Origin of the sequence: Cribrihabitans marinus, assembly GCF_900109035.1 — a bacterium.
In the GTDB taxonomy this organism is placed as follows: domain Bacteria; phylum Pseudomonadota; class Alphaproteobacteria; order Rhodobacterales; family Rhodobacteraceae; genus Cribrihabitans; species Cribrihabitans marinus.
Map to the genome: position 1 here is coordinate 122,697 of NZ_FNYD01000008.1, position 14,370 is coordinate 137,066.

The window sequence follows — 14,370 nt, forward strand, 5'->3', positions numbered from 1 at the left end:
CCGCCTATCCCCGGCGCAGCGCCCGGCGCATCTCGGACAGGCGGAAGGCGCCCAGCATCTGGCCCAGTGCGAAATACACGGCAGCGCCCAGCGCGATCAGCCCCAAGAGCGCGGCATAACGCCAGCCCGGCAACCCAAACACCGCCGGCGCGGCCCGGACAACCGCCCACAGGCAAAGCCCCATCAGCGCCGAGGCCAGCGCGATGCGCAGGCTGCGGGTGCGGAACCGCGCGTCGAACCGGGCGGCCTCGCCCATGCCGCGCGCGCCCAGCGCCAAAAGAACCACCATTGCCCACCCGGCGGTCGAGGCGGCGATGGCCGGGGCCAGCCAACCCACCAGCGGATAGAGGCCGAAGGCCAGCCCGGCATTGATCGCCATCGCCACGACGGCATAGCGGAACGGGCTTACCGTGTCCTCGCGCGCGAAATAGAGCGGCTGAAGCAGCTTCTGCAGCACGAAGGCCGGAAGCCCGACGCCATAGATTGCCACCGCGACGGCGATGGCGGCGCTGTCCTCGGGGCCGGTGGCGCCGCGCTCGAACAGGACCGAGACCAGGGGCAGGGGCACCGCCAGGAACGCGGCGGTCGAGGGCAGCGTGAGCAGCAGCGTGAACTCGCCCGCCCGGGACAGTGCGTCGCGGGCGCCGGTCTCGTCCCCCACCCGCAGACGCCGGGACAGGTCCGGCAGCAGCACAATGCCGACCGCGATGCCCACCACGCCCAGCGGCAGTTGATAGAGCCGGTCGGCGGCGAACAGCCAGCTTACCGCCGTCTCGGTGCGCGACGCGACCAGCTGACCCACCACCAGATTCACCTGCGTCACCCCCATCGCCAGCGCCGCGGGCACCGCGACACGCACCAGGTGGCGCATCCGCGGGGTCACGCGCGGCAGGCCGGGGCGCAGGCGGAACCCGGCGCGTTCGGCGGCGACCCAGACCAGCGCCAGTTGCGCGATACCGGCCACCGGGATCACCCAGACCAGCCAGTCGATGACCGCCCCGCCGACAATCGCGCCCGCGATCATCGCCCCGCAGGCAAAGACATTCAGCAGAACCGGCGCGGCGGCGGCAGCGGCAAACCGGCCGGTGGCGTTCAGGATCCCGGAAAACAGCGCCGCCAGCGACATGAACAGGATATAGGGGAACACGATCCGGCCATATCCGACCGCCATGTCGAAACGCCCGTCGCCGGCGAAGCCGGCTGCAGTGGCCCAGACCAGAACCGGCATGAAGATCATGCCCAGCGCCACCAGCCCCAGCACCACCGCGCCGAGGAGCGAGAATGCCTCCTGCGCCAGGCCGTGCGCATCCTCGCCGCCCTCCAGCCGTTTCGAGAACATCGGCACGAAGGCGGCGTTGAACGCGCCCTCGGCGAAGAAGCGGCGGAACAGATTGGGCAGGCGGAAGGCGGCGACGAAGGCGTCCATCACCGGGCCGGGGCCGATATAGGCGGTCAGCAGGATCTCGCGGGCAAAGCCCAGGATCCGGCTGGCCAGCGTCCAGAAGCCGACGGTGAAGAACCCCGACAACAGGCGGATGGGTTTCATGAAGCCGCCCGTTCGACGCCCGCGGCGATGGCCTTGCGCAGTCGCGCCTCGAGCGCGCGCTGTTTCGGCTGGGAATGGTATTTCAGCCCGAACATGTCCTTGACGTAGAACGTGTCGACCACCTGTTCGCCATAGGTGGCGATGACGGCGTTGGCGATATAGACATTCGCCTCGGCCATCGCCCGCGCCAGGTCATAGAGCAGGCCCGGCCGGTCGCGGGTGTCGACCTCGATGATCGTGTAGATCTCGGATCCCTCGTTGTCGAAGGTGATATGCGTCGGCACCCGGAAAGCGCGCTCACGCTTCTTCACCTTGTCGCGCGAGACCAGCGCATCGCGGGCCACGACCTCGCCGCCCAGCGTCTTGTGGATCAGCTGCGTCAGGCGCGGCAGACGGTCGGCCTCGTAGGGATGACCCTCGGCGTCCTGGATCCAGAACGCGTCGGTCACGAAGCCGTCCTTGGTGGTATAGCTGCGCGCGTCGACCACGTTGGCCCCGGCCAGCGCCAGCGCCCCGGCGATGCGGGCGAAGATGCCGGGGTGGTCGGCCATCGCGAAACAGGCGCGGGTGGCGTCGCGGTCCTCGTCGGGATGCAGGCGGATCTCGACCGCGCCGGGGTCGCCGCCCTCCTCCAGCCGTTTGAGCATCCCGGCGAACTCCACGTGGGTGGACAGGTTCAGACCCTGCCAATACGGGTCGTAATGCCGGGCGGTCTCGGCCTTGAGATCGGCCTTGGACCAGTCGGCGAGCGCCTTGCGCAGGGCCTTCTTGGCCTCGGCGCCCCGATTTGCACGGCTGAGATCCTCAAGCCCGGTTTCCAGCGCCCGCCTGGTCTCGGCATGCAGCGCCCGCAGCAACGTGGCCTTCCAGTTGTTCCAGGTCGTCGGGCCGACCCCGCGAATGTCGCAGACCGTCAGAACCGTCAGCAGGTCCAGCCGCTTGACGCTGCCAACCGCCTTGGCAAACCCGCGCACGGTGCGCGGGTCGGCGATGTCGCGTTTCTGCGCCATGTCCGACATCAGCAGGTGATAGCGCACCAGCCATTCCACTGTCTCGCTGTCGGCCTTGTTCAGCCCCAGCCGCGGCGCGACCTTGCGGGCGATCTGGGCGCCGAGGATCGAATGGTCCTGCTCGCGGCCCTTGCCGATGTCATGCAGCAGCAGCGCCACGTAGAGCACCTTGCGGTTCACGCCGGTCTTCAGGATCGACGACGCGACCGGCAGCTCCTCGATCAGCTCGCCGCGCTCGATCTGGGCCAGCTGGGCGATGCACTGGATCGTGTGCTCGTCCACCGTATAGCTGTGATACATGTTGAACTGCATCATCGCCACAATCGGCTGGAACTCGGGGATGAAGGCCGACAGCACGCCCAGTTCGTTCATCCGCCTGAGCGCCCGTTCCGGGTTGCCGTGTTTCAGCAGCAGGTCGAGGAAGATCCGCTGCGCCTCGCGGTCGTTGCGGGTCTCTTCGTCGATCAGGTGCAGGTTGGCGGTCACAAGGCGCATGGCGTCCGGGTGGATCAGCATGCCGGTGCGCAGCGCCTCCTCGAAGATGCGCAACAGGTTCAGCTTGTCGGCCAGGAACTTGCGATCGTCGGCCACGGCCAGCCGGTTGTTGACCACCGTGTAGCCCGCCCGGGTCTTGGGCCGGCGGCGAAAGATCCGCTCCAGCAGCGGGGCACTCTTCACATGCGCCGCCTCCAGCTTGGTGAGGAATATGCGGGTCAGGTCGCCCACCCGCGTCGCCTCGAGGAAATAGCGCTGCATGAAGACCTCGACGCCGCGCCGCCCGGCGCGGTCCTCGTAGCCCATGCGCTCGGCCACCTCGACCTGCAGGTCGAAGGTCAGCTTCTCGCTGGGCCGGCCGGTGACCAGGTGCAGATGCGCGCGCACCGCCCACAGGAACTCCTCGGCCTGCACGAAGGTGTCGAACTCCTCGGGCCGGAACAGGCCCAGCGGCACCAGCTCGGCGACGTCCTGCACCCCATAGATGAACTTGGCGATCCAGTAGAGCGATTGCAGGTCGCGCAGACCGCCCTTGCCCTCCTTCACGTTGGGCTCGACCATGTAGCGCGCGCCCTGCTTGATATGCCGCTCGTCGCGTTCGGCCAGCTTGGCCTCGATAAAGTCCCGCTCGCCGCCCTTGAACAGGTCGGATTTCAGCCGCCCGTCCAGCTCCTCCGCCAGCTCGGCATCGCCGGCCAGAAAGCGCTGCTCCAGCATCGCGGTGCAGATCGTGGAATCCTCGGCGCCCAGACGCAGGCAATCGCGGATGGTCCGTGTCGAATGCCCGATCTTCAGGCGCAGGTCCCACAGGATATAGAGCATCGACTCGATGACGCTCTCGGCCCAGCCGGTGACCTTGTAGGGCGTCAAAAACAGCAGATCGACATCCGAGAACGGCGCCATCTCGCCCCGGCCATAGCCGCCGACCGCGATCACCGCGATGCGCTGGCCCGATGTCGGGTTGGGTTGCGGATGCAACAGCTCGCCGGCGACATAGAGCGCGCTGCGCACGATTCCGTCGGTCAGGTAGGTATAGGCGCGGGTCAGCGGCCGCGCGGCAAAGGGCTGCTCGGCGAAGCCCGTCGCGATCTCCTTGCGGCCCGCGTCCTGCGCGGCGCGCAGGATCCTGACCACCTCGGCCCGAAGCGCCCCGTTGTCGGGGGATTGCATGGCGGCGGTCCGGATGCTGTCCTGAACCGCCACAGGGTCGAAAATCAGATGCGGGTCGCGGATCAGCGGGCCTTTCAGCTCCGGCCGAAGCGGTGACGGAAAATCCGGATCAGAATCCGGCGCCGGAGAAGCTGCTTGGGGCAGGGTCAATCACAACCACCTGTTTGTTCTGGATCGTGGCCACGGCCAGCCCCCTTTCATTAGTGCCATCGCGGCGCAAACGGAAGATGCCGCCGACACCCTGGAACCCCGCGCCCTGGGTCAGCGCGGCGCCGGTCAGGGCGTTGGACTTGCCGGCCCCCACCAGCGCGCCGATCGCGGCGATGCCGTCATAGGCCAGCCCGCCGATCGGATGCGGCGCCCCGCCATAGGCCGCGGCATAGCGGGACTGGAAGCTCTGGGACTTGACCGGATCGGGCAGTGCGAACCATCCGCCCTGCACCCCCGGCAGTTCCAGCGTCTGCGCGGGAATGTCCCAGCGGGTCAGGCCGATATACTGCTTGGACTCCGGCGGCACCCCCGCCTCGGGCAGCAGCTGGCTGAACAGCGGCAGCGCACCGGCCGTCGTCGCGGTCAGAAAGACCGAGTCCGCCCCGGTGGCATCTACCATCGACTTCACCTGCGGCACGGCGGCGATCACGCCCTGTTGCGAGCGCTGGAACGGCACCGTGCCGGCCACGCGTGCCGGGCTGCCCGAGATCGCCGCCTCGATGGCGGCGCGCCCCAGCTGTCCGGCCTCGTCGTTGCTGTGCACGACGACGATATTGCCCTTGCCCTGCCGCGCCGCGTAACGGGCCAGCCGGTTGGCGGTGTTCTGGAAGGTCGGCCCCAGCACGAAGACATTGCCGCCGGCGATGTTGGTGTTGTTGGAAAACGCCAGCAGGTTGACGTTGTCGTTGAGCACCGCGAGACCGGCGGCGTTGGCCGACTGCGCATAAACCGGCCCCAGGATGATCTGCGCGCCCTCGGACACCGCCTGTTTCGCCACCGCGGCGGCCTGGCTGGCATTGCCCGCGGTGTCGTAGACCCGAAGGTCGATCCGCACGCCGGACAGGTCTTGCATCGCCAGCCGCGCCGAGTTCTCGAGGCTCTGCGCCAGCACGGCATCGCCGGACTGCCCCGACCCCCTCGGCACCAGAAGGGCGACGGGCACCGGTTTGCCGGTGTCGACGGTCGGCCCCCCGCTGCCGGTGGCGGCCGGGTCACAGGCCGCGAGCAGCGCGGCAGAGACAAGGGCCAGCCCCGTGAGGGTCAACTTGCGGGCGGTCTTGAAAACGGCAAACATGTGAATGACAACTCCCTGTTCCGGCATCTGGCGGCCGTAGCGATCAGCCGCGATCATAAACGTCATGAAAGGCGGGTCCAGCTTTGACTTACCAAATCGTTCCGCTGCCGCCCGGGCTCTACTTCGTGGGAACCCCGATCGGCACGGCGCGCGACATCACCCTGCGGGCGCTCGACGTGCTGGCCTCGGCCGACGTGATCGCCGCGGAGGATACACGCAGCCTGCGCCGGCTGCTGGAGATTCATGGCGTTCCCCTCGCTGGGCGGCGGATAGTGGCCTACCACGACCACAGCGGCGCCGGCGCGCGCGCCCGCCTGCTGGCGGCGTTGGCGGATGGAAAATCGGTGGCCTACGCCTCCGAGGCCGGAATGCCGTTGATCGCCGATCCCGGTTTCGATCTCAGCCGGGCCGCCGCCGAGGCGGGCCACATGGTCACCGCCGCGCCGGGTCCGTCCGCCGTGCTGACCGCGCTGACGCTGGCCGGGTTGCCGACGGATGCGTTTTTCTTCGCGGGGTTCCTGCCCAGCGCGGCCAAGGCCCGGCGCACCCGGCTCGAGGCGCTGCGCGACATGCCGGGTACGCTGGTCTTCTACGAATCGCCAAAGCGCGTGGCCGACAGCCTGGCCGACATGGCGCAGGTCCTGGGGGACGCGCGCCCTGCGGCCCTGTGCCGGGAGCTCACCAAGAAATTCGAGGAGGTGCGCCGCGTCCCGCTGGGCGATCTGGCGGCGCAGCTGGCGGCGCAGGGCGTGAAGGGCGAGATCGTTCTGCTGGTCGACCGCGTCCCGCCCGAGGCCGCAAGCGAGGCCGAGATCGAAAAGGCCCTGTTAACCGCGCTCGAGTCACACTCGGTCAAGGATGCCGCCGACCTGGTGTCGCGGATGCACCGGATGCCGCGCAGGCCGGTCTACCAGATGGCGCTGAAACTCGGAGGCAAGTAGGCATGGGATCACCCCGCCGGCGCGGATATCTCAACCACCGGACCGGCGAGGCGGCCGAGCAGCGCATCGCCCGCGACTATGAGCGGCGCGGGTTCGCCATCGCCGGGCGGCGCTGGCGCGGGCCGGGCGGCGAGATCGACCTGATCGCCCGAAACGGCCGGGGCGTGGTCTTTGTCGAGGTCAAGCAGAGCCGCGATTTCGACCGCGCGGCCGAGCGTATCGGCCGGCGGCAGATGGATCGCATCTGTGCCTCGGCGCAGGCTTTCCTGGCCGGGGAGCCGGACGGGCAACTGACCGAGATGCGGTTCGACGTGGCGCTGGTGGACGCAACCGGTGCGTTCCGGATCGTCGAGAATGCCTTTGGCCTGACCTGAACAGCATTGCACCCTCGTGCTGGCTGCGCCATGTATCGGCTGTTCGCAACAGGGGTGCGCCATGAAGATCGCCTTTCAGATGGACCCGATCGGGGCCGTGGACATCAACGCCGACAGCTCGTTCCGTCTGGCCGAAGAGGCGCAGGCGCGCGGGCATCAGCTGTTCTACTACGACCCCGACCGCCTGGCCTATCAGGAGGGGCGGATCACCGCGCGCGGGCACGACATGGAGGTGCAGCGTGTCGCCGGCGATCCGGCCCGGCTGGGCCCCGAGCGCGAGGTGGACCTGTCGGAATTCGACGTGATCTGGCTGCGCCAGGATCCGCCTTTCGACATGCACTACATCACCGCGACCCACCTGCTCGACCGGCTGCGGGGGCAGACCCTGGTGGTGAACGACCCGTTCTGGGTGCGCAACTATCCCGAAAAGCTGCTGGTGCTGGATTTTCCCGACCTGACCCCGCCGACCACCGTGGCCCGCGATCTGGCGACCATCAAGGCGTTCAAGGACCGGCATGGCGACATTATCCTCAAGCCGCTCTACGGCAATGGCGGTGCGGGCGTGTTCCGGCTGGACGGTAGTGATCGCAACCTGACCTCGCTTCATGAACTCTTCACCGGGTTCAGCCGCGAGCCGCTCATCGTGCAGAAATTCCTGCCCGACGTGAGCCAGGGCGACAAGCGGGTGATCCTGGTCGATGGAGAGCCCGTGGGGGCGATCAACCGGGTGCCGGCGGCGGGCGAGACCCGGTCGAACATGCATGTGGGGGGGCGGCCCGAAAAGGTGGGGCTGAGCGAGCGCGACCGCGAGATCTGCGCGGCCATCGGCCCGCTCCTGCGCGAGAAGGGCCAGATCTTTGTCGGCATCGACGTGATCGGCAACTACCTGACCGAGATCAACGTGACCTCGCCCACCGGCATACAAGAGCTGGAGCGGTTCGACGGCATCAACGTGGCCGGCCGGATCTGGGAGGCCATCGAGGCCAGGCTCTAGGCCGCCACCCGGGCGCTGATGCGAAAGCTCAGCGCCTCGGCAACATGCGGCTTGTGCACATCCTCCGAGCCGTCCAGATCGGCGATCGTCCGCGCCACCCGCAGGATCCGGTGATAGGCGCGCGCCGACAGGCCGAAGCGGTCGGCGGCCTTCAGCAGCAGCGCCTTGCCCTCGGCGTCCGGGGTGGCGATCTCCTCCAGCACGCGACCTTCGGCATCGGCATTCTGGCGCAGGCCCTCCGTGCTCCGGAACCGCGTGGCCTGTATCTCGCGTGCGGCGGCGACCCGCGCGGCCACGGTGGTCGAGCCGTCGCCCGAGGCGGGCAGGTCGAGATCGGTGAAATCCACCGGCGGCACCTCCAGCCTCAGGTCGAACCTGTCCATCAGCGGGCCGGAAATACGCCCCAGATAATCCTCGCCGCAGCCGGGCGCGCGCGAACAGGCGCGGGCGGGATCCGGTAGATAGCCGCATTTGCACGGGTTGGCGGCGGCGACCAGCATGAACCGGCAGGGGTATTTCACATGCGCGTTGGCGCGCGCCACCATCACTTCGCCGGTCTCGATGGGTTGGCGCAGTGTTTCCAGGACCGTGCGGGGAAACTCGGGGAACTCGTCCATGAACAGAACGCCGTTATGGGCCAGGCTGATCTCGCCGGGTTTCGCACCCTTTCCGCCACCGACGATTGCCGCCATCGACGCGGTATGATGCGGCTCGCGGAAGGGCCGCGTGCGGCTGATCCCGCCCTCGCTCAGCAGCCCGCACAGCGACTGGATCATCGAGGTCTCCAGCGCCTCGGTGGGCGTCAGGGGCGGCAGGATGCCGGGAATCCGCGCCGCCAGCATGGACTTTCCCGATCCCGGCGTGCCGATCAGGATCAGGTGATGCCGGCCTGCCGCCGCGATCTCGAGCGCGCGCTTGGCCCGTTCCTGCCCCTTCACGTCGCGCAGGTCGCGCGGGCAGGGGCTGAGATCGACCTCTCCGGGGCTGGCCGGCTCCAGCGGGCACTGCCCGGTATAGTGGCGCAACGCCGCGCCAAGGCTCTCGGCGCCGATCACCTGCGCCGCCCCGACCCAGGCCGCCTCGGCGCTCGACGCCTTGGGGCACAGCAGCGTCCGGTCATCCGCGGCGGCGGTCATCGCCGCGGGTAGCGCGCCGGCCACCGGTACCAGAGAGCCGTCCAGCGACAGCTCGCCCAGCGCAACGGTTTGTTCGGCAGCCTCGCGCGGCACGATCTCGAGCGCGGCCAGCAGGGCCAGCGCGATGGGCAGGTCGAAATGGCTGCCCTCCTTGGGCAGGTCGGCGGGCGACAGATTGATGGTGATCCGCTTGGACGGCAAAGCGATGGCCATTGCGGCCAGCGCGCTGCGCACCCGGTCGCGCGCCTCGGACACGGCCTTGTCCGGCAGCCCCACGATGGAGAAGGCGGGCAGGCCCGGGCTGACGGCGCATTGCACCTCGACCGGGCGGGCCTCTACCCCCTGGAATGCGACGGTATAGGCGCGGGCGACCATTTGTATCCTGCGTTGGTTAACACCCGATTGCTACCGCGCCGCAGGTTTCGAAACGGTTAACGTGTCTCGACGGTGTCTCCGGGCCAGGGCCGCACGGGCAGATCCTGCGAATAGGGAAACGGGTCATACCGCACCTCGCCGGCCGCGGCGCGCCAGCGATGGATCGCCGGATCGTCCAGCAGCGCATCGCAATAGGCCCGCCCCGTGTCCGACACCGGCAGGCCATAGCCGACGATCCGGGCCGCGACCGGTGCATAGAACGCATCGGCCAGGCTGTAGGCGCCGAAAAGCGGCCCGGTACGCGTGCCGGAGGCCGCGCGGGCATGTCCCCACAGCGTCTCGATCCGCTCCAGGTCGGCGCGGGTTTCCGGCGACGGGCGGAACCCGTCAAAGCAATGGGCCAGCTGCATGGGGCATTCGGCCCGCAAGGCGAGGAATCCCGTCGCCATTTCGGCGCAGAGCCAGCGGGCGGTCGCGCGCAGCGCCGGATCGGCGGGCCAGAGACCGGCCCCGGGATGCCGCTCGGCCAGTGTTTCCGCGATGGCGAGGCTTTCGCCGACCACGGTTCCGTCCGGCAGGCGCAGAACCGGCACCAGCCGCGCCGGGGCCAGCGGCGCCATGTCCTGCGCCATCTTTCCGGTGTAGAGCCCGATCATGTGTATGCGATGCGGAAGGCCGAATTTCTCGAGCATCAGCCAGCCGCGCAGCGACCAGCTGGAGAACATCCGGTCACCGATGAACAGGTCGTAGGTCATGGGCAAGAAGGATAGGCACCACGCAGGCATCCCGCCAAGCGACGATCCGTGTGGCGGGCCATCACGGACGGTGATTGATCAGGTCGGCAGTCCAGTCCTCCGGGGCGCATGTGATCCGCGTCACCGACAGGTTGTCGATCCGGTGGGCAAAGACGTCTTCGGCGCTGACGCGCAGGGCGCGCTGCAACTGACAGAGGATGACGCCGAAATGCGCCACGACCACAATGTCGCCGCCGGGATGCGCCGTCACCAGCGCATCGATGTCGCGGTCCACCCGCGCGCTCAGCTCGTGCCAGCTTTCGCCGCCGGGCGGCCGCACCTCGCCGGGCCGGTCCCAGAAGGCGCGGATGCGCTCGGGATCTTCGGCCTCGATATCGGCATGGGCGCGCAACTCCCAGTCGCCGAACCGCATCTCGCGCAGGGCGGCGCGGTCGGGCAGGCGGGTCCGCGCACCCTGGAGCGCGGTGGCGGTGTCGGCCGCACGGATCAGGTCAGACGATACGACGACCGCTTGTTCCGGCAGGTGCGCCGACAGACGTCCGATCGCTTCGGTATCGCTCAGGTCGGCGGGCAGGTCGGACCAGCCCACCATCGTCCTGGCGTGGGTCGGCCCGTGCCGGACCAGGTGCAGGCGGGTCATGGCAGCGTCCCCTTCAGCGTCATCGGCAGCCCGGCCGTGACCATGACAACCAGTTCCGCCCGCGCAGCCAGGGCGATGTTCAACCGGCCCTGCGCCTCGCGGAACCGGCGCGCAAGCGCGTTGTCGGGAACGATGCCGTGCCCGACCTCGTTCGACACCACGACCACATCCGCGGGGCAGGCCTCGATCGCCTCCAGCAGCGCCGCCTGCCGATCCGGCAGGTCATTCCCGGCCAGCAGGTGATTGCTCAGCCACATGCTCGCGCAGTCGAGCAGGACAATCTCGTCCGACCCGGCCGCCGCCAGCGCATCGGACAGCTCGAACGGCGCCTCGACCGTGCGCCACCCGCCGCCGCGCTGCGAGACGTGGCGGCGCACCTTGTCCCTCATCTCGTCATCAAGCACTTGTGAAGTGGCCAAGTAGATCCGAGATTTTCCGGTGGAAACAACCAGTTCCTCGGCAAATGCCGACTTTCCAGAAGCCGCGCCTCCCAACACCAGGGTGAATTTCGCAAGCAAGATTGTTACCTCGGTTGTGAACCGGCCGCCAGTTTCCTGCGTATAGACCACAAATGCGCAAAGACAAGCCCGGCGGTCAGCCCGGGCGTTCAGGGAGAAACGCAATGGCACTCGATTATTCCTATGACACGACAATGTCGCGCCAGGCGATGAAGGCCGAGCTTCTGGATGCGGAGACCGAGCTGAAGCTGGCCTATGCCTGGAGGGATCAGCGCGACGAGAAGGCGCTGCACCGGCTGATCACCGCCTATATGCGCCTTGCGATCTCGATGGCGGCCAAGTTCAAGCGCTATGGCGCGCCGATGAACGACCTGATCCAGGAGGCGGGACTGGGCCTGATGAAGGCCGCCGACAAGTTCGACCCCGACCGCGGCGTGCGATTCTCGACCTATGCGGTTTGGTGGATCAAGGCCAGCATCCAGGATTACGTGATGCGCAACTGGTCGATGGTGCGCACCGGCTCGACCTCGTCGCAGAAATCTCTGTTCTTCAACATGCGCCGGGTGCAGGCCAAACTGGAACGCGAGGCCGCAGCCGAGGGCATGGCGCTGGACCGCCACCAGCTGCACCAGATGATCGCTTCCGAGATCGGCGTGCCGCTGCGCGATGTCGAGATGATGGAAGGCCGCCTTTCGGGCTCCGATTTCTCGTTGAACGCGGTGCAGAGCGCGGACGAAGAGGGGCGCGAATGGATCGACGTGCTCGAGGATGACAGCGAACAGGCCGCCGAGACCGTCGAATCCCGCCACGACAATGCCCAGCTGCGCGACTGGCTGATCGAGGCGATGCAGACCCTCAACGAGCGCGAACGCTTCATCGTGCGCGAGCGCAAGCTGCGCGACCAGCCGCGCACGCTGGAAAGTCTCGGCCAGGAACTGGGCCTGAGCAAGGAGCGTGTGCGCCAGCTTGAGGCGGCGGCGTTCGGAAAGATGCGCAAAAAGCTTGAAGCCTGCTCGCGCGAGGTGCAGAATTTCCTGGCATGAGACGTTCCATTCCATTGGTCGTGGCCGTTCTGTGCAGCGCAACCCTGGCGCTGCATGCCGCGGCCGATGAGCCCGCTCTGCCGGATGAGGTTCTGGCGGGGATGGAAGCGGCCGATGTGATCCTCCTGGGCGAGGTGCATGACAACCCGCATCACCACAAGATGCAGGCCGCGGCGGTTGCGGCGCTGTCGCCCAGGGCCGTGGTCTGGGAAATGCTGACCGAGGAGGCCGCAACGCGGGTCAACCGCAAGCTGATCTCCGAGCCCAAGAAGATGGCAAAGATGCTGCGCTGGCCCGAACTCGGCTGGCCGCCGCTTGCACTTTACCTCCCAATTTTCGAGGCGTCGCCGGATGCGCCGCTCTATGGCGCGCTGGTCCCGCGTGAGGCCGCGCGCGCGGCGATGAAGGCCGGCCCGGCCAGTGCGCTGGGTGCCGATGCGGCGCGGTTTGGGCTGACCATCCCTTTGCCACCTGAGGAACAGGCGGCCCGCGAAGCGGATCAGCAGAGCGCCCATTGCAACGCCCTGCCGCCCGAGATCCTGCCGCAGATCGTCCAGATGCAGCGTCTGCGCGACGCGGTGCTGACCCGCGCCATTCTGCGCGCGGTGGAGGAGCAGGGCACGCCCGTCGTGGTGATCACCGGCAACGGCCACGCCCGCAAGGATCGCGGGATTCCCACTTTCCTTGCGCGCATGGCGCCCAATCTGCGGGTTTTCGCGTTGGGCCTGTCCGAAACCGGCGCCACCATTTCTGGCGAATTCGATGCGGTGCTCAATGCGCCGGCCCCCGAGCGCGAGAACCCCTGCGCGGCGTTCGGCTGAACGCGGTCGCACCCGGCCCATCCCGCAATCGGCTCTGGCAGAACCTTGCCGGCTTGCATAATGTTCGGCCAGTCCGCGACGTTCCGAAAGGCTTGCCATGCTGGCGTCCAAACGCATCCTGCTGATCATCGGCGGTGGAATCGCCGCCTACAAGGCGCTGGACCTGATCCGGCGGCTGCGCGAGCGCGGCGCGGCGGTGACGCCGGTGCTGACCGCGGCGGGCGCGGAATTTGTCACTCCGCTTTCGGTCTCTGCGCTGGCGGGAACCAAGGTCTATCGCGACCTGTTCGACCTGACGGACGAGGCAGAGATGGGCCATATCCAGCTCTCGCGCGTGGCCGACCTGGTGGTGGTGGCGCCGGCGACGGCGGATCTGATGGGCAAGATGGCGGGCGGGCTGGCAAACGACCTGGCCTCGACCCTGCTGATGGCGACCGATACGCCGGTCCTGCTGGCGCCGGCGATGAACGTGCGAATGTGGCAGCATCCCGCGACCCAGCGCAACCTGGCGCAGCTGAAGGCCGATGGACTGCGCGTGACCGGACCCAATGACGGCGACATGGCCTGCGGCGAGTTCGGGCCGGGGCGCATGGCCGAACCGCTGGAGATCGTCGCCGCCATCGAGGCTGCGCTGGGCGACGGGCCGCTGGCGGGCCGCCGGGTCCTGGTGACATCCGGCCCCACGCATGAGCCGATCGACCCGGTGCGCTATATCGCCAACCGCTCCTCGGGCGCGCAGGGAACCGCCGTGGCGCGGGCCCTTGCAGCGCTGGGTGCGCAGGTGGTGTTCATCACCGGACCGGCCGAGGTGCCGCCGCCCGACGGGGTCGAACTGGTGCGCGTGGAGTCCGCCGCGCAGATGGCCGCCGCGGTGCAGGAGGCGCTGCCCGCCGATGCCGGGGTCTTTGCCGCGGCGGTGGCCGACTGGCGCGTGGCCAGCGCCTCGGACCGCAAGCTGAAAAAGACCCGCGACGGGATGCCGGCGCTGGAATTCGCCGAGAACCCCGACATCCTGAAGAGTGTGGCGCAGATGGACGCGGGCCGACCGCGACTGGTGGTCGGGTTCGCCGCCGAGACCGATGACGTCATCGCCCATGCCACCGCCAAGCGTGCGCGCAAGGGGTGCGACTGGATCTTGGCCAATGACGTGAGCCCGGACACCGGCATCATGGGCGGGTCCGAGAATGCGGTGACGCTAATCACCGACAAGGGGCCGGAGACATGGCCGCGCATGGGCAAGGATGCGGTGGCCGCGCGCCTGGCCGACCGGATCGCGGCGGCGTTGGCGGAGTGATCTGTCCGCCTCCGGCGGGAGTATTTGGAAAAA

13 protein-coding genes are annotated in these 14,370 nt (G+C 68.3%); 6 read left to right on the forward strand and 7 right to left on the reverse strand.

Annotation, left to right across the window (positions count from 1 at the left end):
* Window positions 1-4: 4 nt before the first annotated feature.
* From murJ to BMX57_RS14235, 3 genes are read right to left on the reverse strand one after another with little or no spacing between them, the layout of a single operon-like run.
* On the reverse strand, window positions 5-1,546 hold the full coding sequence (murJ, locus tag BMX57_RS14225; protein WP_092368381.1) for a murein biosynthesis integral membrane protein MurJ: 1,542 nt from the start codon (window positions 1,544-1,546) through the stop codon (window positions 5-7).
* Window positions 1,543-4,371, reverse strand: coding sequence for a [protein-PII] uridylyltransferase (locus BMX57_RS14230; protein WP_092368384.1), 2,829 nt, complete (start codon window positions 4,369-4,371; stop codon window positions 1,543-1,545). Before BMX57_RS14230 ends, murJ begins: the two co-directional genes overlap by 4 nt.
* Window positions 4,331-5,506, reverse strand: coding sequence for a penicillin-binding protein activator (locus BMX57_RS14235; RefSeq protein WP_092368825.1), 1,176 nt, complete (start codon window positions 5,504-5,506; stop codon window positions 4,331-4,333). The genes BMX57_RS14230 and BMX57_RS14235 overlap by 41 nt, the downstream gene beginning before the upstream one ends.
* Before the next feature lie 83 nt (window positions 5,507-5,589).
* Between BMX57_RS14235 and rsmI the strand changes: the two genes are divergently transcribed.
* The 3 genes from rsmI to gshB all read left to right on the forward strand — a co-directional run bounded on the left by rsmI (window position 5,590) and on the right by gshB (window position 7,815).
* Complete coding sequence (rsmI, locus tag BMX57_RS14240; protein WP_092368387.1) at window positions 5,590-6,447, forward strand: 16S rRNA (cytidine(1402)-2'-O)-methyltransferase; 858 nt, start codon at window positions 5,590-5,592, stop codon at window positions 6,445-6,447.
* Window positions 6,448-6,449: 2 nt separating this feature from the next.
* Window positions 6,450-6,821 carry a YraN family protein gene (locus BMX57_RS14245; RefSeq protein WP_092368390.1) on the forward strand — a complete coding sequence of 124 codons (372 nt, stop codon included), beginning with the start codon at window positions 6,450-6,452 and terminating at the stop codon, window positions 6,819-6,821.
* Window positions 6,822-6,882: 61 nt separating this feature from the next.
* Window positions 6,883-7,815 (forward strand): glutathione synthase, encoded by a 933-nt coding sequence (gene gshB, locus BMX57_RS14250; protein WP_092368393.1) that lies wholly within the window; start codon window positions 6,883-6,885, stop codon window positions 7,813-7,815.
* Here the strand turns inward: gshB and BMX57_RS14255 are convergent.
* The 4 genes from BMX57_RS14255 to cobU form a co-directional block, all read right to left on the reverse strand.
* The gene (locus BMX57_RS14255; protein ID WP_092368396.1) at window positions 7,812-9,326 is read right to left on the reverse strand and encodes a YifB family Mg chelatase-like AAA ATPase; all 1,515 of its coding nucleotides are present in this window, start codon (window positions 9,324-9,326) and stop codon (window positions 7,812-7,814) included. The genes gshB and BMX57_RS14255 overlap by 4 nt on opposite strands.
* 56 nt (window positions 9,327-9,382) lie before the next feature.
* On the reverse strand, window positions 9,383-10,081 hold the full coding sequence (locus BMX57_RS14260) for a glutathione S-transferase (RefSeq protein ID WP_092368399.1): 699 nt from the start codon (window positions 10,079-10,081) through the stop codon (window positions 9,383-9,385).
* Between the two features lie 61 nt (window positions 10,082-10,142).
* On the reverse strand, window positions 10,143-10,721 hold the full coding sequence (locus BMX57_RS14265) for a histidine phosphatase family protein (RefSeq protein WP_092368402.1): 579 nt from the start codon (window positions 10,719-10,721) through the stop codon (window positions 10,143-10,145).
* The gene (gene cobU, locus BMX57_RS14270) at window positions 10,718-11,350 is read right to left on the reverse strand and encodes a bifunctional adenosylcobinamide kinase/adenosylcobinamide-phosphate guanylyltransferase (RefSeq protein WP_308419742.1); all 633 of its coding nucleotides are present in this window, start codon (window positions 11,348-11,350) and stop codon (window positions 10,718-10,720) included. Before cobU ends, BMX57_RS14265 begins: the two co-directional genes overlap by 4 nt.
* Between cobU and BMX57_RS14275 the strand changes: the two genes are divergently transcribed.
* From BMX57_RS14275 to coaBC, 3 genes are all read left to right on the forward strand, one after another.
* The gene (locus BMX57_RS14275; protein WP_092368405.1) at window positions 11,344-12,222 is read left to right on the forward strand and encodes an RNA polymerase factor sigma-32; all 879 of its coding nucleotides are present in this window, start codon (window positions 11,344-11,346) and stop codon (window positions 12,220-12,222) included. The genes cobU and BMX57_RS14275 overlap by 7 nt on opposite strands.
* Window positions 12,219-13,043, forward strand: a complete 825-nt coding sequence (locus tag BMX57_RS14280; RefSeq protein ID WP_092368408.1) for a ChaN family lipoprotein — start codon at window positions 12,219-12,221, stop codon at window positions 13,041-13,043. The genes BMX57_RS14275 and BMX57_RS14280 overlap by 4 nt, the downstream gene beginning before the upstream one ends.
* Before the next feature lie 97 nt (window positions 13,044-13,140).
* Window positions 13,141-14,337: a bifunctional phosphopantothenoylcysteine decarboxylase/phosphopantothenate--cysteine ligase CoaBC gene (gene coaBC / locus BMX57_RS14285; RefSeq protein WP_092368411.1), complete on the forward strand. Its 1,197-nt coding sequence runs from the start codon at window positions 13,141-13,143 to the stop codon at window positions 14,335-14,337.
* Window positions 14,338-14,370: the final 33 nt, after the last annotated feature.

Bases quoted from the DNA above. Each gene is read 5' to 3' on its own strand.
- BMX57_RS14265 (WP_092368402.1), bottom strand. From the start codon at position 10,721: ATGACCCGCCTGCACCTGGTCCGGCACGGGCCGACCCACGCCAGGACG.
- gshB (WP_092368393.1), top strand. From the start codon at position 6,883: ATGAAGATCGCCTTTCAGATGGACCCGATCGGGGCCGTGGACATCAAC.
- BMX57_RS14280 (WP_092368408.1), top strand. From the start codon at position 12,219: ATGAGACGTTCCATTCCATTGGTCGTGGCCGTTCTGTGCAGCGCAACC.
- BMX57_RS14255 (WP_092368396.1), bottom strand. From the start codon at position 9,326: ATGGTCGCCCGCGCCTATACCGTCGCATTCCAGGGGGTAGAGGCCCGC.
- coaBC (WP_092368411.1), top strand. From the start codon at position 13,141: ATGCTGGCGTCCAAACGCATCCTGCTGATCATCGGCGGTGGAATCGCC.
- BMX57_RS14235 (WP_092368825.1), bottom strand. From the start codon at position 5,506: ATGTTTGCCGTTTTCAAGACCGCCCGCAAGTTGACCCTCACGGGGCTG.
- BMX57_RS14245 (WP_092368390.1), top strand. From the start codon at position 6,450: ATGGGATCACCCCGCCGGCGCGGATATCTCAACCACCGGACCGGCGAG.
- BMX57_RS14260 (WP_092368399.1), bottom strand. From the start codon at position 10,081: ATGACCTACGACCTGTTCATCGGTGACCGGATGTTCTCCAGCTGGTCG.
- murJ (WP_092368381.1), bottom strand. From the start codon at position 1,546: ATGAAACCCATCCGCCTGTTGTCGGGGTTCTTCACCGTCGGCTTCTGG.
- BMX57_RS14275 (WP_092368405.1), top strand. From the start codon at position 11,344: ATGGCACTCGATTATTCCTATGACACGACAATGTCGCGCCAGGCGATG.